This window comes from Roseovarius bejariae (assembly GCF_009669325.1).
Taxonomy (GTDB): Bacteria; Pseudomonadota; Alphaproteobacteria; order Rhodobacterales; family Rhodobacteraceae; genus Roseovarius; species Roseovarius bejariae.
On sequence record NZ_SZWE01000002.1, the window covers coordinates 316,257 to 338,734 of the forward strand.

Below are 22,478 nucleotides of genomic sequence, written 5' to 3' on the forward strand. Positions count from 1 at the left end.
ATTTCATGCTGTCACGGTGATTGAAAAAGACTTGAGGAGAGACATGTGTTTGCAAATCGTTTGATGACTGGATTGGTCGGGCTTGCCGCGCTGACAGGCTCAGCCGTGGCGCAGGATGAGAGCGGAACGATGATCGTTCTCGACGGGTCGGGCAGCATGTGGGGGCAGATCGACGGCACCCCGAAGATCGAGATCGCGCGTGACGCCATCGGCACGATGCTGGCGGACTGGCCTACCGGACGCCAGCTTGGCCTGATGGCCTATGGCCATCGGCGCGAGGGCGATTGCAACGACATCGAAACGTTGATGTCTCTCGGTCCGCTTGACCGCGACGTGGTCGAGGCTGCACTGAACGATATCACTCCGCGCGGCAAGACACCTGTCGGCGCGTCGGTGCGTGCCGCCGCCGAGACGGTCGGCAACAGTGGTTCCGTCGTTGTCGTGACTGATGGCCTGGAGAATTGCGGGGCGGACCTCTGTGCATTGGGCGAGGAGTTGGCGGCCTCTAGCTCAGGCTTCACCGCGCATCTCATTGGCTTCGACGTCGAGGACGCGGATGGCCAGCTTGCCTGCCTCGCTGAGGCGACAGGCGGGCGGTATATGCCCGCCTCCGATGCATCGTCCCTGACCGGCGCGTTGCAAGAGATCAGTGCGCCCGAGCCGAAGGGGCCGCTTTTTGTTGATGAGTTTGATCGCGCCGAACTCGGCCCGGAGTGGACGATCGAACACCCGGACCCATCCGGATTTATCGTCGATGCAGGCGTTTTGGTCACCATGACCGTCGAGCCCGGTTACATGGGCGATGCCAAAGATCAGCCGAATGTCTTTCGTTGGACGGGGGCCAAATTTCCAGAGGGGGATTGGGATCTGAGCGCCGATTTCACCGCCCGGATGGGGGAGGTGCAGACGCTTGGCGGTCGGCGTGCCATCGTTCAGGTCGGTCGCCACGCCGATGTGGACAACACGATTTCCGCTTATGTCTATCGGCAGGGGAATTCGAATGATGATCTGTGGCTGCGGCTGCGGGCGATGTCAGGCGGCACCGAAACCCGCGCCGAGGTTGAGATTGCTGGGGATACGCGCGGTTACGATCTGGCGCAGATCCTTAGGGATTTCGAGGAAAAGGGCGCCCGTCTGACCATTTCGAAACGCGGCCGCGACTATGTCGGACGTTTGTCGCTAAATGGATGGACCTTACAAGACGGCGGTCCCGAGGTCATCGAGACTGATCCGATCCAGATTTTGCGCACGCGCGGCGATCCGGCGCTTTTTGCCGGCACGCTGGGGTCTGAACAGACCGTCGCCGAATTTGACCGTATCGAGATCGTAGAGGTGGAGTGATGCCGGGCAAGACTATCTTCAGGACTTTCGCTTGGGCTGGCGCTGTCTGCGTCGGCACGACCCTCGGTGCAGTGGCGCAGCCCTGCGGCACAGCCGCCGATACAGACTCAGCCGCCCTTTATCCCTTGCCGCAAGATGCTCAATGGGGATTTGCCGGGCGCGATGGAGAATGGCGCCTCGCGCCCGAGTGGCGACAGGTTAGGCCCTTCTCGGAAGGTGTCGCGGCCGTCGAAACCGCCGATGGCTGGGGGCTTATCAACCGCGACGGCGCTTATATCGTGGACCCGGGCGCGCAGGATGCCGACCGGGTCGTGGTGTCGGGACAGACCTATGCGCTGTCACCGTACAAGCCCATGTCACAGGGATGCAGCGCCGCAACCCCCGTTGATGGGGTTGCCCACTATGTCACGGCCAACGGCGATACGTGGACGCCGCCGGGGCTGTCGGACGAACGGGTCCTCGATCTGGGCAGCTTTTCCGAAGGTTTGGCATGGGCGCGCGTGACGCGCGGCAAATACTCGGCCGTCGGCTGGATCGACACCAAGGGCGACTGGGTCATCGAGCCTGAATTCGCTGATGGTGGCAACTTCTCGGGCGGGCGCGCCCCGGCCGCCATGAGCACCGAGAACTGGGGCTACATCGGCCCCGACGGCGATTTGGTCTTCCCCCGCAAATTCATCTTGAAGGCTGCCAGTCGTTACGGGTCGGACCTCGCGCCGGTGCGATTGGACAATCAGGCCGGCTTCATGGGGGCGGATGACTGGGCCATTCAAGACGTCACCATGTCGGATGGGCGCAAAGTTGACATCCGCGCCGCCGGGCGCTTTGCCGAGGGTCGTGCGGCGGTTTTGCCCGGGCCCGTCTGGATCAATCCGGAGGGGCAGGTCACGGTTGCGCCGCAGACCGGCGCAAGGTTGTCGATCTGTAACGAATCCCGCCTCCCGGCCTACCAGGACGGGTTGTTGCCGCTGGTCGTGGGAAATGGAACGAACATCTGCGGCAACACGCCCGAGATACGGTATGAGGGCCCCGGCGATCCACGCAGTGGACCGGCGCAAATGCTCTGGCTGCTGCCTTGGGACAACGACAAGCTGGTATGGCTGGACCGTGAGGGGCGGACCGTCATCGATTCCGCCGCTTGCCGCCGCGCGCCCGGTACCCTGGCCCTGCCCGTAGAAGCCGACGGCGGCGGGTTGGCCGACGGGGCCTACAGCATCACCCTGTCTGGCATGGTCGAAGGCGAGTCCGGACCATACCGCGCGGACGCGCCCTGCAACCGCTCTGCGTTCAAGATGGACGGCAACACGGCAACGAATGCGAACGGGCCGTGGGCTTTGTCCCTGTCCGGCGAGGGCAACTGGCAGGGCATGCCCGTGAACCTCAGCCTCAGCATCGGCCTGCCCGCGAGGCTTGGACCGGGTGACCACGCGGTCCAAGATCCGATGAACGATGCAGCCGTGTCTGCCTATTTGTGGATGAGCGTGCAGGACGTCGGCCCAAATGCAGAGCAACCGGCGACGTATACATCGTCGGGCGGCGGCATGCTGACGCTTGAGAGCCGTGGAGAGGCGATCACCGGCTCTTTCGAAGCAACGATGGTGTCACGCGATGCATCGGAGGATACAATCGCGGTCAAGGCCGATTTCAACGCGATTCCCTACACGCGCGGCCCCGAGGTTACCATGGTCGAGACAACCGGCGCCGTCACAGCACTGGACGAGTCGATGCCCGATGATCCGCTGATCAACTTCTTCACCCCCGCGAATGCCGTCGAGGAAAATGACAGGCTGGTGCTGTCGCTGGGTAAGTTCGGTCCCAAGCTGGAGCTGGGTTTTCCCACTGGATACAGCGGGGCGTTCACCGCCGGACCCGAGGCTTCGGTGTCGATCTCTTTCGCAGGCGTGCCTGTTCGCGCCGAGGGCCGCCTTGAGCGCAATGATGGCCGCCTGTCCGGCGACGTTACTGCAAAACTGGACGCGCATGACCAGGTGGACGGCGCAGGCAGCGTGACGCTGCGCTTCGCCGAGATTCCGATCGAGAACGGCGAATGATCCGGGCGGCTCTCCTCGTGCTCGCCCTCCCGACCGCCGTGCAGGCGCAAGGGCTGGATAGTGTCTACACCAGCTACGACTGGGCCGAGGATTGCCAGATGCTGGCGCAGGACGTGCCGCCGGACGAAGCGGGTATGGGTTTTCAGCTTGTCTGTCCCGGTCCGAACGGGATGCACCTGATGCTGACCAAGGGCGATGCCCGGATCTCGATGGATTACGGCAGCACGCCCGAATTCGGCCCGTGGGAAAGTTTCGCGCCATTCAATTCGGTGCACGATACCGTGGAATGGCGCCGACAACCGTTGAACGGCGAAATGCAGCCTTTCGCCACCATCCACCGATGGATCGTCGGGTCCGCCCAGGATGACCGCGCGCTTCTTATCATCAGCACCGTGGCCACGTCGCCCGGCGCGGAAAGCTGCATGGTGGGCTTTATCGACACCACCAACACGCCCGACGCCAATGCACTGGCCCGCGAGGTGGCCGATCGTTACGCACCCGGTTTCGTCTGCGGCAACGCCCGGGTGCGGGGATTCGGCTATGTTGCCCTCGAAACCCCTGTGCCGCGCCGCGTTCCCTCACATCACAACACAGCGACAGGAGACCATCCATGATACGCCCCTTTGCCGCCGCCGTCCTGGCCACCCTTGTCAGCGCCGCGAGTGGCCATGCCGAAGGCCGCATCAGCTTTACCGCCAAGGCCGGAAGCGCCGGTGAGATGACGATGACGGAACGCTGGAAGGGCGATGCCCTGCGCACCGATATCGAAGGCATGGACGCCTACATGATGATGCGCGACGACACCGTCTATTCGATCATCTCGATGGCGGGGCAGATTACCGTCATGGACCTCGGACAGATGAAGGATATGCCGGGGGCGGCGTCGGGCCAAGCTCCGACGCAGAATCAATCCGGCGTCGTGTTCCCCGAGACGATCGAAACCGTGCGCGAGATCGGCGAGACCCGTGAGATCGCCGGTATTAACGGCGACGTCTACGAGATCGAGTGGATCGACAACAGCGACGAGCCGCAGACAGACACGGCCGTGCTGACCGACGATACCCGCCTGCTGGAGCATCAGGCGCTCAAGACGCAACTGGTCCGGACCATCAGCAACGAAGAGCCCAATGCGCTTTTGATCGAGCTTCAGAAGCGCGGCCTCGCCGCGCTGTCCTTCGGGGATCGCTTTCTGGTTACCGAGGTCGGTGACGATGCCGGGCCCGCCGGCGATTTCGAACTGCCGGCCGAGCCCGTGGACTTCGGCAACATGATGAATATGGGCAACCAGTGAGGGACCGGGGCCCACATTACGCTGGTCTCGTCCGCCGAGGGGCAATGGCGCTGGCCCTGTGCCTGGCCGCACTGCCGCTGCATGCGCAAGACACCTGCGGCCCCGAAGACCCGCCGCCGGTCCCGCTGTGCTCGGTCGGCGGCATGATAGAGGCGGTCAACCCGGAACACACCCTCGATGTTTTCGGCAACCTCAACCCGGACGCCTTTTCTGGCGGTGCGAATGCCGATTTGATGCCGGGCCAGGCCAGTCTGACCCTGTCCGGCGGGATCAGCGCGGGCGGCGCGGCCTGTGCGCGCCATGTTGCGGCCAAGCGCATAGGGGGAACACGCGGCGTGCCTGGTCTCGACCAGGGGGCGGTCGATTTCATCGAGGAGATGTCGGGCGAAGACATAAATGTTCCGCAGGCCAGCGGCGGCACACGGCGTGCGGTCTTCGACATATTCAGCCCCAACCTGATCTCGTACCAGGGTGGCGGCCTCGGGCAACCGCTTGGGTATCGGCATGGCGGTGTCGGTGGCTGGCCGCGAAACAGCGGTGCGCATTTGACCATCGCGCTGACCGATGCCGGGCCGGGCGATCTGCGGGCCGGTCAAAGCTACGAGGCGCGCGCCGTCGGCAGCGATGGAGACGGCGATCCGGCGGATATATTTACCGCCTGGACCGGGCAGATCCGCCCGCGACCATATTCGCCGCCGAATGACGAAGAGCAACGCCGCGAACAGGAATTGGAAAAGCGCACCTGCCACGCCTTGCGCGAAGCGTTTCTGGAGACCCTCGACCAATCAGCCGTCCCGCTGGATGCGACAGTGGGACGGCAGGCCAGAGACATGGATTGCGATATGGATGGCGTCGGGCAAGCGGGCACCCGTACGCAGGCCGCCGGGGGCACCCTGTCGGGTATGGTCCATATCGAGCGGATCACAGACAGCAAGGTGATCGGTCGGTTCGATCTCTCGGGTACGGCCCGGATCGAACGCGAGCGACGGACATGGAGCCCCCGAGGCCCCGGCCGGGTCGATATCGACAGCGACGACGGCGACGAAGCCTTGCGCGTGACCGGGCGGTTCGCGGCACCAAACATGCGCAACATGGGCTTTGCCCACCCCGGTCTTGAAGTCGCCCAAGCGCCTTCGGATGGCGCCGCCTCGACCGCGGAACTGCGCCTGATCGCGCACCGGCCCGCCCGCGACGAAAAGAACCTCCCCTGGGATGACCCGGGCATCCGACTCACCTTCGACCGTCCGCTCGACCCGGCTTCGGTCACGCCTGCGGCCATCAAGCTGGAATTCGGTCTGGCCAACGGCCAGGGCGGCACCGTCATGGCCCCGATCAAGACCCGCCCGCGCCTGGCGGGCAGCGATACCGTGGTCGTCACACCGCAAGACCCGATGCGGGACGGAGTGCGCTACCGGGTGACGGTTCGCGCAGGACCGTCCGGCATAAGGGGTGCGGAAGGCGAACAGATGGCTGTCGATCAGGCATGGGGCTTCGAAACGATGGTCGATCTGGATGACAACGAATTCATGAACACAGGGCTTGCATCGCATCTCGATTGGCGTGAAGGCGTGGAAAGCGACACCATCCAGGTCGCGACAAACGCACCGTTGGTCCGCGGCAAACCCGCCGCCATCCGCATTTATCCCAAGTGGCGCCCCGATCCGCAGATCGCTCCGGGCTGGCAGGTGACAGAGTTCAGGGCCCATGTCCGGGCGCGCCCGGCCTTCGACCCGGAGGCGCCGCTGCTCGTGCCCGAGCGCCGCGATCTACGCCTCCGCCGGCCGGATATGTTCACCGACGAGGAACGCCGCAAAGGCGAAAACAGCGTTACTTTGTTTGGCTGGACCCCCGAATACGAAGAAATCGCGGCATTGCGCGCCGAGATCGAACCGGTCCGCGACTGCGAGGAGTCTCCCCGAGTCTTCTCCGGGGTGGAGTCGCTGGACTGGGATCCGCTCGACCGCGACCTGTCGCTTGGATATGTCTTCGCCGAAGTCGGCCCCTGGGCCGATGGTGTGCCCCCCGGGCGTCGCCAGGAAGGCGCGCAGGCCGCACAGTCAGCCGAGACCTTCATCGAACAACTCTTCCCGGTAGGCGAAGCGCGGATCGAACCGGGACCCGCCGTGCCCTTCTCTCCCGATTTCGCGGAGGACCTTGCGGCCACCATACGCGAAATCGCCATGGCCGAGTCGCTGGCCGGCACTCTGGACGACTCCGTACCGGAGGACTGGCTGGACTCGCTTGACGCCTATGACGGCAACAGCATGTCACTCCTGCGCGCGGCCAAAGGCGCGCTCAGCGGCATTGGCCTCGCCGATCCGCTCTACCGCCGTGGCGATATCCGGCGCACGATCCTGCGCCACGCGCACGACGCATTGAACGCGGCTGGCGCCTATGGCGATTTCGATGCGGTCGTCGTGTTCATGCCCTATGACTGGCTGCAACTGCTTGGCGTGGCGAACTGGGACATCGGCCCGCGATTCATGTGGCCCGATGTTGACCAGCCAATCACCTTCACTAGGCCAGTCATCGGCATGAGCCTCACCGGACCGGACAGCGGCAAACCCGGGATTCCATCGCTCGGGACAATCACCCACGAGGTCGGGCACGTCTTCGGGCTGGAACACCGCCCCGCTGTCGCGACCGCCGCCGAACGCAGCCGTGTCTGCGACGCGCTGGAAGGTACGCTCATGGACGGGATCGAGGGTTTGCGGATCGCCCCAAGCGGCGGCCGTGGCGCGGTCAAGTCTTCCGAAGACGGGAACGCGGAAAAGAAAGGGGAACTCCTGTCGCTGATGTTCCCCTGCGCACGAGGCGCGAAGCCAAGCCTGTTCATCATGCAGGACCACTACGCGAAACTGCTCGAAAACTTACGCCCGGGCGCATTTCAGGTGCCGCTGCGCGGCGCGCCGTAGCTGCCCGGAGAAATGAGGCGGCACTCGCTCGCGATCCCGCTCGTTCTCATCTCCCTTGGCATCGAAAAAGCGGGTTCTCAGCCGCAACACCCCGAAAGCCGATGACAGCAGGCAACTTTGCAAGGCACGCTCTCTGCATAGCCGACATTAACAATACGCTGCTCGGCGAAAAAAGGGGCGGCTCAGCGCGCATCCTGCGGGTCTCGACCTGACGATTTCTGGCCCGCGTCACAATTGGCAAGGCCCCGAGGCATCCCCCGGGGCCTTTGCGATTACTCGAACTCGACCAGAAGATCCTTGGCGTCGATCTGCCCGCCGGGTTGGACATGCACGGCCTTGACCGTGGCGTCGCGTTCGGCGTGGATGCCGGTTTCCATCTTCATCGCCTCGATGGTCAGCAGCATGTCGCCTTCCTTGACCGTCTGGCCCGCGCTGACCACGACGCTTGCCACCACGCCGGGCATCGGCGCGCCGACGTGATCGGGGTTGCCGCTTTCGGCCTTGGGCCGGGCGGCGGTTTCGGCCTTGACCTTGCGGTCGGGCACGCGGATCACACGGGGTTGACCGTTGAGCTCGAAAAAGACCTTCACGTCGCCTTCTTCCGATGTTTCGCCGACGGTTTGCAGGCGGATTTCGAGGATCTTGCCAGGGTCGATCTCGGCCGAGATTTCCTCGCCCGGTTCCATCCCGTAGAAGAAGGTCCGTGTGGGCAGGGTACGCACCGGGCCGTACATCCGGTGGCGGCCCATGTAATCGAGGAAAACCTTGGGATACATCAGGTACCCGTTGAGGTCTTCGTTATCCACCGCCTTGCCTTCGAGTTGGTCGACAAGGTCTTGTCGGGCGCCTTCAAGGTCGACCGGCTCAAGGTGTTTGCCGGGGCGTTCGGTGTTGGGCTTTTCGTCCTTGAGCACTTTCTTGACGATGCTCTCGGGGAAGCCGCCCGGCGGTTGGCCCAGATTGCCGCGCATCATGTCGATCACGGAGTCGGGGAAGGCCACGTCGGTTTCGGGGTCTTCGACCTGCTCGCGCGTGAGGCCTTGGGAGACCATCATCAGCGCCATGTCGCCCACCACCTTGGACGAGGGGGTGACCTTGACGATATCACCGAACATCTGGTTCACGTCGGCATAGGTTTTCGCCACTTCGGGCCAGCGATCTTCAAGGCCAAGCGAGCGCGCCTGCGCCTTGAGGTTGGTGAATTGCCCGCCGGGCATTTCGTGCAGGTAGACCTCGGACGCGGGGGCGGCGAGGCCGGATTCGAACGCCACGTATTGGGCGCGGACGTGTTCCCAGTAGTTGGAAATCTCGCGGATGCGTTCGATGTCCAGCCCGGTGTCGCGCCTGGTGTGCATCAGGGCCTCGGTGATGGAGCCGAGGCAGGGTTGCGAGGTGCCGCCCGAGAAGGCATCCATGGCCGCGTCCACCGCATCGACGCCCGCCTCGGAGGCGGCGAGGATGGTCGCCCCGGCGATGCCGGAGGTGTCGTGGGTGTGGAAGTGGACAGGAATGTCCAGCTCGTCCTTGAGCGCCTTGACCAGTTGCGTGGCGGCGGCGGGTTTCAGCAGGCCCGCCATGTCCTTGAGGCCGAGGATATGCGCGCCCGCGGCTTGCAGGTCTTTTGCCATGCCGACGTAGTATTTCAGGTCGTACTTGGCGCGGTCCGGGTCGAGGATATCGCCGGTATAACAAATCGTGCCTTCGCAGATCTTGCCCGAGTCGATCACCGCATCCATGGCGACGCGCATGTTATCCACCCAGTTGAGGCTGTCGAAGACGCGGAAAACGTCGACGCCGGTGTCCGCGGCTTGCCGGACGAATTCCTGCACCACGTTGTCGGGGTAGTTGGTGTAGCCCACGCCGTTGGAGGCACGCAAAAGCATCTGCGTCAGCAGGTTGGGCATGGCGGCGCGCAGGTCGCGCAGGCGTTGCCACGGGCATTCCTGCAAGAAGCGGTAGGCCACGTCGAAAGTGGCGCCGCCCCAGCATTCGACGCTGAAGAGTTGGGAGAGGTTGGCCGCATAGGCGGGCGCCACCTTGACCATGTCGATCGAGCGCATGCGGGTCGCCAGAAGCGATTGGTGACCGTCGCGCATTGTGGTGTCGGTCAGAAGCAGGCGGTCCTGATCGAGCATCCAGTCGGCCACGGCCTTGGCGCCCTTGTCGTCCAGCAGGGTCTTGGTGCCGGGGGCCGGATCGGCGATGAGCTTCGGTGGGCGGGGCGGTTTGACGTCGGCGGGCTTGGCACGGCCCGTGGTTTCGGGGTGCCCGTTCACCGTGATGTCGGCGATATAGGTCAGAACCTTGGTACCCCGGTCGCGGCGCTTGGAGAAATTGAAAAGCTCGGGTGTCTCGTCGATGAACTTGGTGGTGTATTCGTTGCTCAGGAAGGTGGGGTGCTTGAGCAGGTTTTCGACGAAGTTGATGTTGGTCGACACGCCGCGAATACGGAATTCGCGCAGGGCGCGGTCCATCCGGGCGATGGCCGCCTCGGGGGTTTGGGCGTGGGCCGTGACCTTGGTCAGCAGGCTGTCGTAATACCGCGTGATGACCCCGCCGGAATAGGCAGTACCGCCATCCAGCCGGATACCCATGCCGGTGGCCGAACGGTAGGCGGTGATGCGGCCATAATCGGGGATGAAGTTGTTGAGCGGGTCTTCGGTGGTGATCCGGGTTTGCAGGGCGTGACCGTTCAGGGTGACGGCTTTCTGATCGGGCTTGCCGGTGGCCTCTTGTATGGTTTTGCCCTCGGCAATCTTGATCTGGGCCTGCACAATGTCGATGCCGGTCACTTCCTCGGTGACGGTATGTTCGACCTGTACGCGGGGGTTCACCTCGATGAAGTAGAAATTGCCGGATTCCATATCCATCAGGAATTCGACGGTGCCGGCGCATTCGTAATTGACGTGCTTGCAGATCTTGTAGCCCAGCTGGCATAGTTCTTCGCGCTGGTCATCGGACAGGTAGGGCGCGGGGGCGCGTTCCACGACCTTCTGGTTGCGCCGCTGGACCGAGCAGTCGCGCTCGTAAAGATGGTACATGGCCCCGTGCTTGTCGCCGAGAATCTGAACCTCGACGTGGCGGGCGCGGGTGATCATCTTTTCCAGGTAACCTTCGCCGTTGCCGAAGGCGGCTTCGGCCTCGCGGCGGCCTTCCATGACCTTTTCGGCCAGTTCCTCGGGCTTGAGAATCGGGCGCATACCGCGGCCACCGCCGCCCCAGCTTGCCTTGAGCATGAGCGGGTAGCCGATCTCGGACGCCTCCTTGGCGATGGCCTCCATGTCGTCGCCCAGAACCTCGGTGGCGGGGATCACGGGCACGCCCGCCTCGATCGCGACCTTGCGGGCGCTGGCCTTGTCGCCCAAGGCGCGCATGGTTTCGGCCTTGGGGCCGATGAAGGTGATGCCGTTTTCGGTGCAGGCATCCACGAAATCGGGGTTTTCCGACAGCAGGCCATAGCCGGGGTGGATGGCGTCGGCGCCCGATTCCCTGGCAACGCGGATGATTTCCTCGATCGAGAGATATGCGGCAACCGGGCCCATGCCTTCGCCGATGCGGTAAGCCTCGTCGGCCTTGAAACGGTGCAGGCCCAGTTTGTCCTCTTCTGCGAAGACGGCGACGGTGCGTTTGCCCATTTCATTGGCGGCACGCATGATGCGGATGGCAATTTCGCCGCGGTTCGCGATCAGGATTTTCTTGAAGTCAGCCACGGGCCATGTCCCCCTTGGTGCGGTCTTTTGATCTGGAGGGGGTGTTCGCGCTGCGGCGCGGCACCCCCGCGCGGAACTTGTAGGATTTGTGAAAGGTTTGCGCAATCCGGCTTAGTGGGTATTTGCCGGGTGGGGAAAATTCCCGTCCGTGTGGGTAGGGGGTGCTACCCGGGTGGCGCCGAAGTCTTGAAAAGACTTCGGTCCGATTTCTTGTGAAGAAATCGGTTGGGCGCTGTGGGTCAGGCCTGCGCGAATAGTCTTTGCCGCGTATCGCTTAGACGGGTCAGGCCCAGTTGCCCCATGTTGGCAATGAGGTCTTGGCTGAGGATATGCACAAGGTGCGCGGGGCCGTCTTTGCCCAAGGCCCCAAGGGCATAGTGCCATGCGCGGCCCATCATCACGAAATCGGCCCCAAGGGCAAAGGCGCGCAGGATATCGAGGCCCGACTCGATCCCGCCGTCAAGGATCACCGGCAGGGAGGTGGCCGCGCGGATGGCGGGCAGGGTTTCGATGGTGGCGGGGGCGCCGTCGAACTGGCGGCCCGCGTGGTTGGAAATCCAGATGGCATCGACGCCTTCGGCCTCGAGTGTCGATGCATCGGGGGCGGATAGCACGCCCTTGACCACGAAGGGTCCATCCCATGCCTCACGAAGCCAGCGCAGGTAATCCCAATCGGGGGCGGTGCGCAGCAAATACCCTGCGTGTTTGTTCGAGGGCAGGCCCGAGGTTTTCCCCGCGTAATCGTCGATCAGGCGCATCCGGGGCATACCGCGCCCAGCCATGCCCATGGCCCAGGCCGGGCAGCGCGCCACCTGAGCAAGAAGGCGGGGCGTCAGGCGCGGCGGTTGCGTGAGGCCGGAGCGGGTTTGCCTTTCCCGGCGGCTGGGGCAGGGGACGTCGACGGTGAGAATCAGGGTGGAGAACCCCGCGTTTTTGGCGCGGGTGAGCATATCTTGCCGGATCTCGGGGTCGCGGGGCGGGTACATCTGGAACCATGCGTGTTGGCCCAGATCGCCCTGCAAGTCCTCGGGCTTCTGGCTGGCCACGGTGGACAGGCCATAGGGGATGTTCGCCTGTTCCGCCGCCCGGGCCAGCATCCCTTCGGCCCCGGGCCAGATAAGCCCGGACATACCCACCGGGGCGATGCCGAAGGGCAGGGGGTAGGATTGCCCCATGAGGGATACCGATAGGTCCGGCTCCACCTCGCCGTGCAGGATGGAGGGCATCAGGGTAACCTTGTCCATCTCGGTGCGGTTGCGCCTTTGGGTGGCCTCGGTGCCGGTGGCGCTGTCGAGGTAGTCCCAGACGAAACGAGGGATGCGCCGCATGGCACGGGCGCGCAGGTCGGAGAGGGCGGGGTATCTGGCGTCAAGGCTCATGGCCGTAGTTGTGCGGGTTCCTGTCGGTTTGTCCAGAGGAGAGAGGTGGGCCGTGCCGCTTTGCGGTGCCGATGCCGGAATGCAGAATATTTCACGTACGGGCAGAACATTCCCTGAACATTCTCTTTAACTCGTTTTTAACCCGCGCTATCTTTGCCGGATGAGCAGTTTTGACGAATCCGACGCCTTCGAGGGCGCCAGCCTGTCCGCGCGCGCCATGGCCGCGAGGCCCATGCCTTATCTGGATGACCTCAACCCCGAGCAGCGCGCGGCGGTGGAGGCCCTTGAGGGGCCGGTTTTGATGCTCGCAGGCGCGGGCACGGGCAAGACCAAGGCCCTGACCACGCGGATCGTGCATTTGTTGAACACCGGCACGGCGCGCCCGAACGAGATTCTGGCGGTGACCTTCACCAACAAGGCCGCCCGCGAGATGAAAATGCGTGTAGGCCGGACCTTGGGGGAAGCCATCGAAGGGATGCCGTGGCTGGGCACCTTCCATTCGATCTGTGTGAAACTCCTGCGGCGTCATGCGGAACTGGTCGATCTGAAATCGAATTTCACCATTCTGGATACCGACGATCAGATCAGGCTTTTGAAGCAATTGATCCGCGCGGCAGGGATTGACGATAAACGCTGGCCCGCGCGGGCCTTGGCCGGGGTGATCGACAATTGGAAAAACCGCGCCTGGACGCCGGATAATGTACCGGCTGGCGAGGCGGGGGCCTTTGATGGCAAGGGCGTGGCGCTTTACAAGCAGTACCAGATACGCTTGCGGGAGTTGAACGCGGTGGATTTCGGTGATCTGCTCTTGCACATGGTCACGATCTTCCAGAGCCACGAGGATATTCTGGCGCAATATCAACGCTGGTTCCGCTACATCCTGGTGGACGAGTATCAGGATACCAACGTCGCTCAATACCTGTGGCTGCGGCTGCTGGCCGGGGGGCACAAGAACATCTGTTGCGTGGGGGACGATGACCAGTCGATCTATGGCTGGCGTGGGGCCGAGGTGGGTAATATCCTGCGGTTCGAAAAGGATTTTCCGGGGGCCACGGTCATCCGGCTGGAGCAGAATTACCGCTCGACCCCGCATATTCTGGCCGCGGCTGGCGGTGTGATTGCCGGCAACAAGGGGCGGTTGGGCAAGGAGTTGTGGACCGAGGCGCCCGAGGGCGAGAAGGTGCGCCTGATCGGCCATTGGGATGGCGAGGAAGAGGCGCGCTGGATCGGGGAAGAGATCGAGGCCATGCAGCGCGGCACGCGGGGCATGCGCGCCTTTGGGCTGGATGACATGGCCATCCTTGTCCGCGCCTCGCACCAGATGCGGGCCTTTGAAGATCGGTTTTTGACCATCGGTTTGCCCTATCGGGTGATCGGTGGGCCTCGGTTTTACGAGCGGATGGAGATCCGCGATGCCATGGCCTATTTCCGGCTGGTGGTCAGCCCGTCCGACGATCTGGCATTCGAGCGGATCGTGAACACGCCCAAGCGCGGCCTTGGCGACAAGGCGCAGCAGACGATCCAGCGGATTGCGCGGGAAAATGGCGTGTCCTTGCTGGATGGCGCGGCTTTGGCGGTGGAGCAGGGCGCGATCAAGGGCAAGGGCGCGGCGGCGCTTGGCAAGCTTGTCGTGGACCTGTCCCGCTGGGGCCGGATGACGGGGGATGCGGACTTGAGTCATATGGAACTGGCCGAGATCATCCTGGACGAGTCCGGCTATACCGAGATGTGGCAGAACGACAAGACACCCGAGGCGCCGGGTCGGTTGGAGAACCTCAAGGAACTGGTGAAAGCGCTGGAGCAGTTCGAGAACCTTGGTGGGTTCCTCGAACACGTCAGCCTGATCATGGACAACGAGAGCGAAGAACAGGGCGAGAAGGTCAGCATCATGACCTTGCACGCCGCCAAGGGCTTGGAATTTCCCGCCGTCTTCCTGCCGGGGTGGGAGGATGGGTTGTTCCCCTCGCAACGCTCGATGGACGAGAGCGGCCTCAAGGGTGTGGAGGAAGAACGCAGGCTGGCCTATGTCGGCATCACCCGGGCCGAGGAGATTTGCACGATTTCCTTTGCGGGTAATCGCCGGGTTTACGGCCAATGGCAAAGCCAGATGCCGAGCCGCTTTATTGACGAGTTGCCCGAGGAGCATGTCGAGGTTTTGACGCCGCCGGATTTGTACGGCGGCGGCTATGGTGCGGCAGGCGGCATGGGCCAATCGGGGCTGGAACAGATGGCGGCGGAGGCCAATGTCTATAACTCCCCCGGGTGGCGGCGGATGCAATCGCGTGCGGGCGAGCGGCCCCTGAGCCAGCCGCGCGAAAGCAAGTCCAGCGTGATCGATGCGCAGGCGATCAGTTCGCACACCATGGGCGAGCGGGTGTTTCATCAGAAGTTCGGCTATGGCGCGGTGATCGGCATCGAGGGCGACAAACTTGAGATCGACTTTGAAAAGGCGGGCGTCAAGAAAGTGGTGGCGCGTTTCGTGACCGGCGCGGACGACGTTCCGTTTTGATGCAAATGCCATCTGGAAACGCCCCCTTTTCACGCAGGTCATGTAAGTTATATATGCAACTCACGAAGCATGGTTGAGACAGCGCGTTGAGCATGAGCCAGTACCAGGTGATCACGGCAGGGCCTATGGGGGACGACGGGGACGATACCTCGGTCGTGGTGGAGACCCGTACCAAGACCAAGCGGCCGCCGCTGTACAAGGTCTTGCTGCTGAATGACGATTATACCCCGATGGAATTCGTGGTCGCCGTGCTGGAGAGGTTTTTCGGTATGAACCACGCGCAGGCCTTCGAGATCATGCTGACCGTCCACAAGAAGGGTGTCGCGGTCGTCGGGGTCTTCAGCCACGAGATCGCCGAGACCAAGGTGGCGCAGGTGATGGATTTCGCGCGCCAGCATCAGCACCCGCTGCAATGCACCATGGAAAAAGAATAACGTGTCGTCCGTGTCGCGCTTGACGCTGGCCTTGGAGGCGGGCGATCTGACCCTGCCGGAGGCGGGGCGGATTGCCGTGTTCGCGCCGCGCGGAGAGACCGATTTATCCGCCTTGCCCAAAGAGCGGGTGCAGGTGATCACCGGACGCAAGCCGGAGTTCGATGGCTTTGCCGTGCGAGGTTTTGACTGTGCGGTCGAGGCGCAGGGGCGGTATGCTGCCGCCCTCGTGATCGTGCCGCGTGCCAAGGCGCAGGCGCGGGCACTTGTGGCCGCGGCCTGTGCGGTCAGCGAAGGATTGGTCATCGTCGACGGGGCCAAGACCGACGGGGTGGATTCCATCCTCAAGGCGGTGCGGGGCCGGGTGCCGGTTTGGGGGCCTGTCAACAAGGCGCATGGTAAGCTTTTCTGGTTCGAAGCGGGGCCGCAGTTTACCGATTGGGCTGTTGCGGAGACTCAAGAGGTCGCGGGCGGGTTCGTCACCGCGCCGGGGGTGTTTTCCGCCGATGGGATCGATCCGGCCTCACGCCTGTTGGGCGATCACCTGCCCGAGAAACTGGGCGCCGTGGTGGCCGATCTGGGCGCGGGTTGGGGATACCTGAGCACGCGGGTTCTGGAGCGTGAGCGCGTCGAGCGGGTGCATCTGGTTGAGGCCGATCACGCCGCCCTTGAGTGCGCCAAGCAAAATGTCAGTGACCCACGCGCCGCGTTCCATTGGGCCGATGCCACCACATGGCGCGCGCCCGAGCCGGTGGATACGGTAGTGATGAACCCGCCCTTTCACACGGGCCGCGCCGCCGACCCCGACCTTGGCCGCGCCTTCATCGCGCAGGCGGCGGGAATGCTGAAACAGAAAGGGCAGCTTTGGATGGTCGCCAACCGGCATTTGCCCTATGAAACCGCCCTGTCCGAGCGGTTTGGCGAGGTTTCGGAGGTGGCGGGCGACAATCGCTTCAAGGTGCTGCGGGCCACGCGACCCATCCGGAAGCATAGGTAGAAAGCCCTTCCCCCGGTTTCTTTCCATGGCGTAGGCTCAACCGGCAGAATCACGACAGGAGTGTTCCGCGCATGTCATTTTCCATTTCCGGCAAGACCGCCATCGTCACCGGCGGCGCCAATGGTATCGGGTTGGCCATCGGGCGACACTTTGCCGACAAGGGGGCGAACGTGATGTTCGCCGACATGGACGAAGACCGTTTGGTCAAGGAGTTGGGCGAGAACAAGGAAGACAGCAATATTCGCTATTTCGCCGGGGACCTGCGCGAAAAGCTGACGTTGGCGAACCTGCTGTCGGCCACGATCGATGCCTTCGATCAGGTGGATATCCTGATCAACGGGTCGCGGCAGGTGGTGCCCTCGGACCCGCTCAATCCCGACGATGACGCGGTCGAGATGCTGTTGCAGCAAAACCTGATGACCGCCCTGCGATTGAGCCAGTTGGTGGCCAAGCGGATGATCAAGCAATCCGAAGGGCAAGAGGGTGGCATGGCGGGCACGATCGTCAACATGTCGTCGATCGCGGCGCGCCGTACGCATCCCGATCTTCTGGCCTATTCAGTGTCCACCGCGGCCCTCGACCAGATGACGCGCAGCCTTGCGGTGGCGCTTGCGCCGCATCGCATCCGGGTGAATGCGGTGGCCTTCGGCTCGGTCATGTCGGCCTCGCTCAAGGACACGTTGCGCGATAACCGCAGCTTCCGCAGCGACATAGAGGAACACACGCCGCTCGGACGGATCGCCTCGCCCACGGAACTGGCCGAAGCGGTTCAATACCTGTCTTGCGACGGGTCGGGGTTCATGACCGGCCAGATCATGACGGTGGATGGCGGGCGGTCCCTGCTGGACCCGGTGGCGGCGCCTGCGCATTAGGGTCCGTGGATAGTCATAAGCCGCCACCAGCGCGAGACGGATTTTGCACAGCGCCAGGCGCTTTGACCGCCGAGATGTGGTTCATCGCAAGGGCGAAGCAACGCAGCGGTGGGCAAAATCCGCCGCGCCCCGAAGGGGTTTCGCCATAATCGCCCATTTCTGCGTCATTCGAGCTTGAAATAGCACGCTGTTCCTGCGCTCGAATTCCTGGAACTGAGCGATTTTGGACTGAAACTGGTGACGGTTTATGACTGTCCACGGACCCTAGGTCTGGTTTTGCCTTCGGGGGCCTGCTAGTCAAAGCCACAGACAAGAAGGACCCTGCCCATGACATCCGATTTCTCCGAGGAAAAGCGCCGCGCGGCCACGTGGTTCCGGCAGTTGCGCGACGAGATCGTCGCTGCCTTCGAGGGGCTGGAGGACAGCCATGCCGAGGGCCCTTTGAGCGAGGCCGCACCGGGCCGTTTCGAGGTGAGCGAAACCAAGCGGACAAGCGACGATGGCTCGGACGCGGGCGGCGGGTTGATGAGCGTGATGCGCGGCGGGCGTGTGTTCGAGAAGGTCGGTGTCAATGTCTCGGAAGTCTACGGCACCCTGGGCGAGGCCGCGCAGAAGGCCATGGCGGCCCGCGGTGTGCCGGGGATGGAGACCGACCCGAGTTTCTGGGCCAGCGGCATCAGCCTTGTGGCCCATATGCAGAACCCGCATTGCCCGGCGGTGCATATGAACACGCGGATGTTTTGGACGCCGGGGGCGTGGTGGTTCGGTGGTGGGTCGGACCTGAACCCCTGTATCGAGTATGACGAGGATACCGCCCATTTCCACGCCACGCAAAAGGCGCATCTCGACCCGCATGGCGCGGATATCTACCCGTGGCTCAAGGATTGGGCAGACGAGTATTTCTATATCCCGCATCGGCACCGGGCGCGCGGGGTGGGCGGTATTTTCATGGATGACCGCAATTCTGGCGACTGGGAGGCGGATTTCGCCCTGACGCAGGATATTGGCCGGGCGTTCTTGCCTGCCTTTGTGCCCTTGATCGAAAAGCGCCGGGTGCAGGATTGGGACGAGGCCGACAAGGATACACAGCTTATCCATCGTGGGCTGTATGCCGAATATAACCTTGTCTACGACCGGGGCACCAAGTTTGGCCTTGCCACGGGCCATGACGCCAATGCCGTGCTGATGAGCCTGCCGCCCTTGGCGAAGTGGGTGTGAGGCGCCGAAATCTTTAAAAGATTTCGGTCCGATTTCTTTTGAAGAAATCGGGATTTGCCGTTGTTACAGTGGCCAGAACATGAGAATTGCCGGGGTCGACACCGCGATCACCAAAATCTCCAGAGGTAGCCCCATCCGCCAGTAATCGCCAAAGCGATACCCCCCGGGGCCAAGGATCAGCGTGTTATTCTTGTGGCCAATCGGCGTGAGGAATGCCGCCGAGGCAGCCACGGCCACGGCCATCAGGAAGGCGTCGGGCGATGCATCGAGGCGGCGGGCCATTTCGATCCCCACTGGCGCGGCCACTAGGCTGGTGGCGGTGTTGTTGAGTACATCCGACAGGGTCATGGTGACCGCCATGAGGATTGCAATGATCGCCCAGCCGGGCAGGCCCTCGGTCAGGTCCACCATTTGACCGGCCAAAAGGTCGGCGCCGCCGCTGTCATTGAGGGCCGCACCCAGTGGGATGAGCGAGCCGAGCAGGACCACGACGGGCCACTCGATCTGGTCATAAAGTTCGCGCAGGGGGATGATCCCGGCCAGAACATAGGCCACCACCACGGCGCCCAGACCGACCGGCAGGCTGAGCAGGCCGAAGGAGGCCGCCCCGACAGCGGCGGCAAACAGGCCGATGGCCAGCCACGCCATGTTCTGCTTGGTGATCGACAGGCCCCTCTCGGCCAAGGGCAGGCATCCCAGCCAGCGCACCACCTGCGGGCCGTGATCGACCGGGGTCAGCAGCAGAAGGATGTCGCCCGCCTTGATCTTCGCGCGGCGCAGGTTATCCGTGATCCGCCGCCCCTGACGGGAAACCCCCACGATGATCGACCGCTGGCGCCAGTGCAGGCCGATGGCCTGCGCCGTCGTTTCGGCGATCCGGGCGTCGCGGGGTACGACGGCCTCGATCAGGGCAAGGCCCTCGGCGTCGCCCTCGACCACGTCGAGGCGTTCGGAATCGGTATAGGCAAGACCCTGGCTTGCGCGGAAATCGTCGAGCGCGTCGGGGTGGGCTTCGAGGACAAGAATGTCGTCGGGTTCGAGCCGGGTGCTGCGGGCGCTGCCATAGCGACGCTTGCCGTCGCGGACCAGGCCGAGGATGGTCACCTCGTTGTCGTCGGCGGCTTCGTAGAGCGCCCCCAAGGGTTCGCCGATGGCGGGGTTGTCCTCGGGGACCGAAAGCTCGGCGAGATAGGCTGATGTTTCGTGCAGAGCGTGGGTTGGATCCTGTTCTGTGGCCCGGCGCGGGATGAGGCGCCAACCGACGAGAGTGACGAAGGCCATACCGGCCAGTGCCACGGTGGCCCCGACCGGGGCGAAATCGAACATCTGGAAGGACTCGCCCATTTCCTCGGCCCGGATGGAGGCGATGATGATATTGGGCGGTGTGCCGATCAGGGTGACCATGCCGCCCAGTATGGTGGCGAAGCTGAGCGGCATGAGGGTTAGCCCCGGGGAGCGGCCCGCCTTGCGCGCGGCGCGCAGGTCCACGGGGATGAGCAGGGCAAGGGCCGCTACGTTATTGATAAAACCCGATAAAATCGCGCCGCCGCCGCCCAGTATGGCGATATGACCTTGCAGCGATCTGCCACTGTCCACCACGAGGCGGGTAATCAGCTGTATCGCCCCCGCCTTGACCAGTCCGGCGGAGACAACAAGGACAAGCGCGACGATGATCGTGGCATGGTGCCCGAAACCCGCAAAGGCCTCTTCGCTGGGAACCACGCCAAGGATCACCCCGGCCAGCAGCGTGGAAAAGGCAACGATATCATAGCGATAGCGCCCCCAAAGCAGCAATGCGAAGAGAAGGCCAAAGAGACTGAAAAGGATGATCTGGTCACTGGTCACGGGCGCGCCTCCGGTTTGGGTTTCAGCCAAGCGGAAAAGGATCTGCAATGCAACCGGCTTGCGGCTGTGGGGGGGAGTGGCCTATATCAGGCGAAACTCACGCAATTCCCGAGGGAGAGACCCCATGGCCGGCCATTCTAAATGGGCAAATATCCAGCATCGCAAAGGGCGGCAGGACGCCGCCCGCTCCAAGCTTTTTTCCAAGCTTTCCAAGGAGATAACCGTTGCCGCCAAGATGGGTGACCCGGACCCCGAGAAAAACCCGCGCCTGCGCCTGGCGGTGAAGGAGGCGAAATCGAATTCGGTGCCGAAGGACGTGATCGATCGGGCGATCAAGAAATCCACCGCGGGCGACGGGGAAGATTATGAAGAAATTCGTTACGAAGGGTACGGTCCCGATGGGGTGGCTGTGATCGTCGAGGCGATGACCGACAACCGCAACCGCACGGCCAGCAACGTGCGCAGCACGTTCACCAAGAACGGCGGCAACCTTGGCGAGACGGGCAGCGTGGGCTTCATGTTCGAACGCAAGGGCGAGGTGACCTATCCCGCCGAGGTGGGCGATGCCGACACGGTGATGATGGCCGCCATCGAAGCGGGGGCAGAAGATGTGGAATCGAGCGAGGATGGCCACACGATCTGGTGTGAAGACACGGATTTGAACGATGTCTCGAACGGTTTGGAGGCCGAACTGGGCGAGAGTGAATCGACCAAGCTGGTGTGGAAGCCCACGACCACGACCGAGCTGGACCTCGAAGGCATGCAGAAGCTGATGAAGCTGATCGACGCGCTGGAAGATGACGATGACGTGCAGCGCGTGACCACCAATTTCGAGGCCTCCGACGACGTTATGGAACAACTGGCCGCCGAGTGATTTTCGCGCCCGGACGGGCGAAGTTTCACCGAATCGTACGACTCGTACGTTTGTCCCCCGGTTTTCGTACGAAAATCGGGGGTTTGCTTTTGTGGATCGTACGAGTCGTACGAACCTCTGCCGTCCTCTGTGCAGATCGCACAGAGTGTACATGTTTTCCGTACAAAATTTCGGGCCGGGCAGGGCGGCAATGTACAGGTTGTACTGAACCTGTGGCTGAACCGGGATAAAGCGCGCCGGGGCAAGCCATTGTTAAGACATTCATGCGAGAGTGACCCCGAGGTGAACTTTGAAAGGAGATGTGCAAGTGAGAATGCAGATCTTGAGCAGATATTGAGTGATTGTCTGGATGGTGGACAAATCCTCCGTTGGATGCCCTCGGGCCAAAGCGTATCCGGCCTCGATCGCGGCTTCATTCATTGCTTTGCGGTTTTGGCGCGAAGGCGTATGCAGCCCCTCGGGTTGAATGCCGCCGGGGCACGCTGTGATCGTCTGTTTTCGGCGCGGGCCGCATCGTTCAGGTCTTCGGGGACAGTTTCGAGGCCAGGCGCTTGAGCGTGCCGTGTACGATCCATTTATGGGCGATACCCACCGGGATCATGTAGGCCCGCCCGAACCAGTTATGGATGCGTACCGAGGAGGTGATGCTGACCGTGGGGCCATCGCATGAAATACAGGTCATCACGTCAAGGTGGCGGTCACGTTCGGTCAGGACGAGGGCTGTCTGGTCAATATATTCAACCAGAAAAAAATCCAGATGGTCGCCGGGTTCGACGTTGGTCACGGTTTTGCCGCTGAAGCCACCGATTTTCTTGACGCCGAAACACGATGAGATGGCATCGCGGATGCGGAAGGCGAGTTGCATGAGCGGCTGTGGGTCGGCCATGGCGAGAGCCCAAGCCTCTAGTGGACGGACCGGGTGGGGCAGGTTGATGCTTTGACTGTCGTAGTAGTCAAGCGCCGGGACCGGGGCGAGAACGCGGATATGGGTGTTGGGCAGAGTGATCATGTGCTTGGTTTAGCGAGGGGCCTGCGCCGGGGAAAG

15 protein-coding genes are annotated in these 22,478 nt (G+C 63.1%); 11 read left to right on the forward strand and 4 right to left on the reverse strand.

Features of this window, described 5'->3' with window-relative positions:
• Positions 1-63 precede the first annotated feature (63 nt).
• Genes FDP25_RS15615 through FDP25_RS15635 form a run of 5 tightly spaced genes read left to right on the forward strand, consistent with a single transcriptional unit; the run spans position 64 to position 7,598 of the window.
• Complete coding sequence (locus tag FDP25_RS15615) at positions 64-1,341, forward strand: vWA domain-containing protein (RefSeq protein ID WP_154154399.1); 1,278 nt, start codon at positions 64-66, stop codon at positions 1,339-1,341.
• On the forward strand, positions 1,341-3,392 hold the full coding sequence (locus FDP25_RS15620) for a WG repeat-containing protein (protein WP_154154402.1): 2,052 nt from the start codon (positions 1,341-1,343) through the stop codon (positions 3,390-3,392). Before FDP25_RS15615 ends, FDP25_RS15620 begins: the two co-directional genes overlap by 1 nt.
• A complete protein-coding gene (locus tag FDP25_RS15625) occupies positions 3,389-4,006 on the forward strand; it encodes a hypothetical protein (protein WP_154154405.1) in 618 nt (205 codons plus the stop codon). Before FDP25_RS15620 ends, FDP25_RS15625 begins: the two co-directional genes overlap by 4 nt.
• The gene (locus FDP25_RS15630) at positions 4,003-4,683 is read left to right on the forward strand and encodes a hypothetical protein (RefSeq protein WP_154154408.1); all 681 of its coding nucleotides are present in this window, start codon (positions 4,003-4,005) and stop codon (positions 4,681-4,683) included. The genes FDP25_RS15625 and FDP25_RS15630 overlap by 4 nt, the downstream gene beginning before the upstream one ends.
• Before the next feature lie 44 nt (positions 4,684-4,727).
• Positions 4,728-7,598, forward strand: coding sequence for an Ig-like domain-containing protein (locus FDP25_RS15635; RefSeq protein WP_154154411.1), 2,871 nt, complete (start codon positions 4,728-4,730; stop codon positions 7,596-7,598).
• A 272-nt stretch (positions 7,599-7,870) separates the two neighbouring features.
• Here FDP25_RS15635 and FDP25_RS15640 read toward each other — a convergent pair whose 3' ends face one another.
• The gene (locus FDP25_RS15640; RefSeq protein WP_343032086.1) at positions 7,871-11,308 is read right to left on the reverse strand and encodes a pyruvate carboxylase; all 3,438 of its coding nucleotides are present in this window, start codon (positions 11,306-11,308) and stop codon (positions 7,871-7,873) included.
• A gap of 239 nt (positions 11,309-11,547) precedes the next feature.
• Complete coding sequence (locus tag FDP25_RS15645) at positions 11,548-12,687, reverse strand: alpha-hydroxy acid oxidase (protein ID WP_154154417.1); 1,140 nt, start codon at positions 12,685-12,687, stop codon at positions 11,548-11,550.
• 160 nt (positions 12,688-12,847) lie between these two features.
• Between FDP25_RS15645 and FDP25_RS15650 the strand changes: the two genes are divergently transcribed.
• From FDP25_RS15650 to hemF, 5 genes are all read left to right on the forward strand, one after another.
• Entirely contained in the window at positions 12,848-15,196 is a 2,349-nt protein-coding gene (locus FDP25_RS15650) for an ATP-dependent helicase (protein ID WP_154154420.1), read from the forward strand.
• A 92-nt stretch (positions 15,197-15,288) separates the two neighbouring features.
• A complete protein-coding gene (gene clpS, locus FDP25_RS15655; RefSeq protein ID WP_172982828.1) occupies positions 15,289-15,630 on the forward strand; it encodes an ATP-dependent Clp protease adapter ClpS in 342 nt (113 codons plus the stop codon).
• A 1-nt stretch (position 15,631) separates the two neighbouring features.
• The gene (locus tag FDP25_RS15660) at positions 15,632-16,624 is read left to right on the forward strand and encodes a class I SAM-dependent methyltransferase (RefSeq protein WP_343032087.1); all 993 of its coding nucleotides are present in this window, start codon (positions 15,632-15,634) and stop codon (positions 16,622-16,624) included.
• Between the two features lie 71 nt (positions 16,625-16,695).
• Positions 16,696-17,496: an SDR family NAD(P)-dependent oxidoreductase gene (locus tag FDP25_RS15665; protein ID WP_154154423.1), complete on the forward strand. Its 801-nt coding sequence runs from the start codon at positions 16,696-16,698 to the stop codon at positions 17,494-17,496.
• 327 nt (positions 17,497-17,823) lie between these two features.
• Positions 17,824-18,714 (forward strand): oxygen-dependent coproporphyrinogen oxidase, encoded by an 891-nt coding sequence (hemF, locus tag FDP25_RS15670; protein ID WP_154154426.1) that lies wholly within the window; start codon positions 17,824-17,826, stop codon positions 18,712-18,714.
• A gap of 63 nt (positions 18,715-18,777) precedes the next feature.
• On the opposite strand, the gene FDP25_RS15675 is transcribed toward hemF, so the two are convergent.
• On the reverse strand, positions 18,778-20,559 hold the full coding sequence (locus FDP25_RS15675; RefSeq protein WP_343032103.1) for an SLC13 family permease: 1,782 nt from the start codon (positions 20,557-20,559) through the stop codon (positions 18,778-18,780).
• A gap of 124 nt (positions 20,560-20,683) precedes the next feature.
• On the opposite strand from FDP25_RS15675, the gene FDP25_RS15680 reads away from it, so the two are divergent.
• Positions 20,684-21,433 carry a YebC/PmpR family DNA-binding transcriptional regulator gene (locus FDP25_RS15680; protein ID WP_154154431.1) on the forward strand — a complete coding sequence of 250 codons (750 nt, stop codon included), beginning with the start codon at positions 20,684-20,686 and terminating at the stop codon, positions 21,431-21,433.
• A 517-nt stretch (positions 21,434-21,950) separates the two neighbouring features.
• On the opposite strand, the gene FDP25_RS15685 is transcribed toward FDP25_RS15680, so the two are convergent.
• Complete coding sequence (locus tag FDP25_RS15685; RefSeq protein WP_154154434.1) at positions 21,951-22,442, reverse strand: DUF2867 domain-containing protein; 492 nt, start codon at positions 22,440-22,442, stop codon at positions 21,951-21,953.
• Positions 22,443-22,478 lie beyond the last annotated feature (36 nt).

Excerpts from the sequence above, each read along its gene's own strand:
- FDP25_RS15615 (WP_154154399.1), top strand. The coding sequence starts at position 64 with ATGACTGGATTGGTCGGGCTTGCCGCGCTGACAGGCTCAGCCGTGGCG.
- FDP25_RS15620 (WP_154154402.1), top strand. The coding sequence starts at position 1,341 with ATGCCGGGCAAGACTATCTTCAGGACTTTCGCTTGGGCTGGCGCTGTC.
- FDP25_RS15625 (WP_154154405.1), top strand. The coding sequence starts at position 3,389 with ATGATCCGGGCGGCTCTCCTCGTGCTCGCCCTCCCGACCGCCGTGCAG.
- FDP25_RS15630 (WP_154154408.1), top strand. The coding sequence starts at position 4,003 with ATGATACGCCCCTTTGCCGCCGCCGTCCTGGCCACCCTTGTCAGCGCC.
- FDP25_RS15635 (WP_154154411.1), top strand. The coding sequence starts at position 4,728 with ATGGCGCTGGCCCTGTGCCTGGCCGCACTGCCGCTGCATGCGCAAGAC.
- FDP25_RS15645 (WP_154154417.1), bottom strand. The coding sequence starts at position 12,687 with ATGAGCCTTGACGCCAGATACCCCGCCCTCTCCGACCTGCGCGCCCGT.
- FDP25_RS15650 (WP_154154420.1), top strand. The coding sequence starts at position 12,848 with ATGAGCAGTTTTGACGAATCCGACGCCTTCGAGGGCGCCAGCCTGTCC.
- clpS (WP_172982828.1), top strand. The coding sequence starts at position 15,289 with ATGAGCCAGTACCAGGTGATCACGGCAGGGCCTATGGGGGACGACGGG.
- FDP25_RS15665 (WP_154154423.1), top strand. The coding sequence starts at position 16,696 with ATGTCATTTTCCATTTCCGGCAAGACCGCCATCGTCACCGGCGGCGCC.
- hemF (WP_154154426.1), top strand. The coding sequence starts at position 17,824 with ATGACATCCGATTTCTCCGAGGAAAAGCGCCGCGCGGCCACGTGGTTC.
- FDP25_RS15680 (WP_154154431.1), top strand. The coding sequence starts at position 20,684 with ATGGCCGGCCATTCTAAATGGGCAAATATCCAGCATCGCAAAGGGCGG.
- FDP25_RS15685 (WP_154154434.1), bottom strand. The coding sequence starts at position 22,442 with ATGATCACTCTGCCCAACACCCATATCCGCGTTCTCGCCCCGGTCCCG.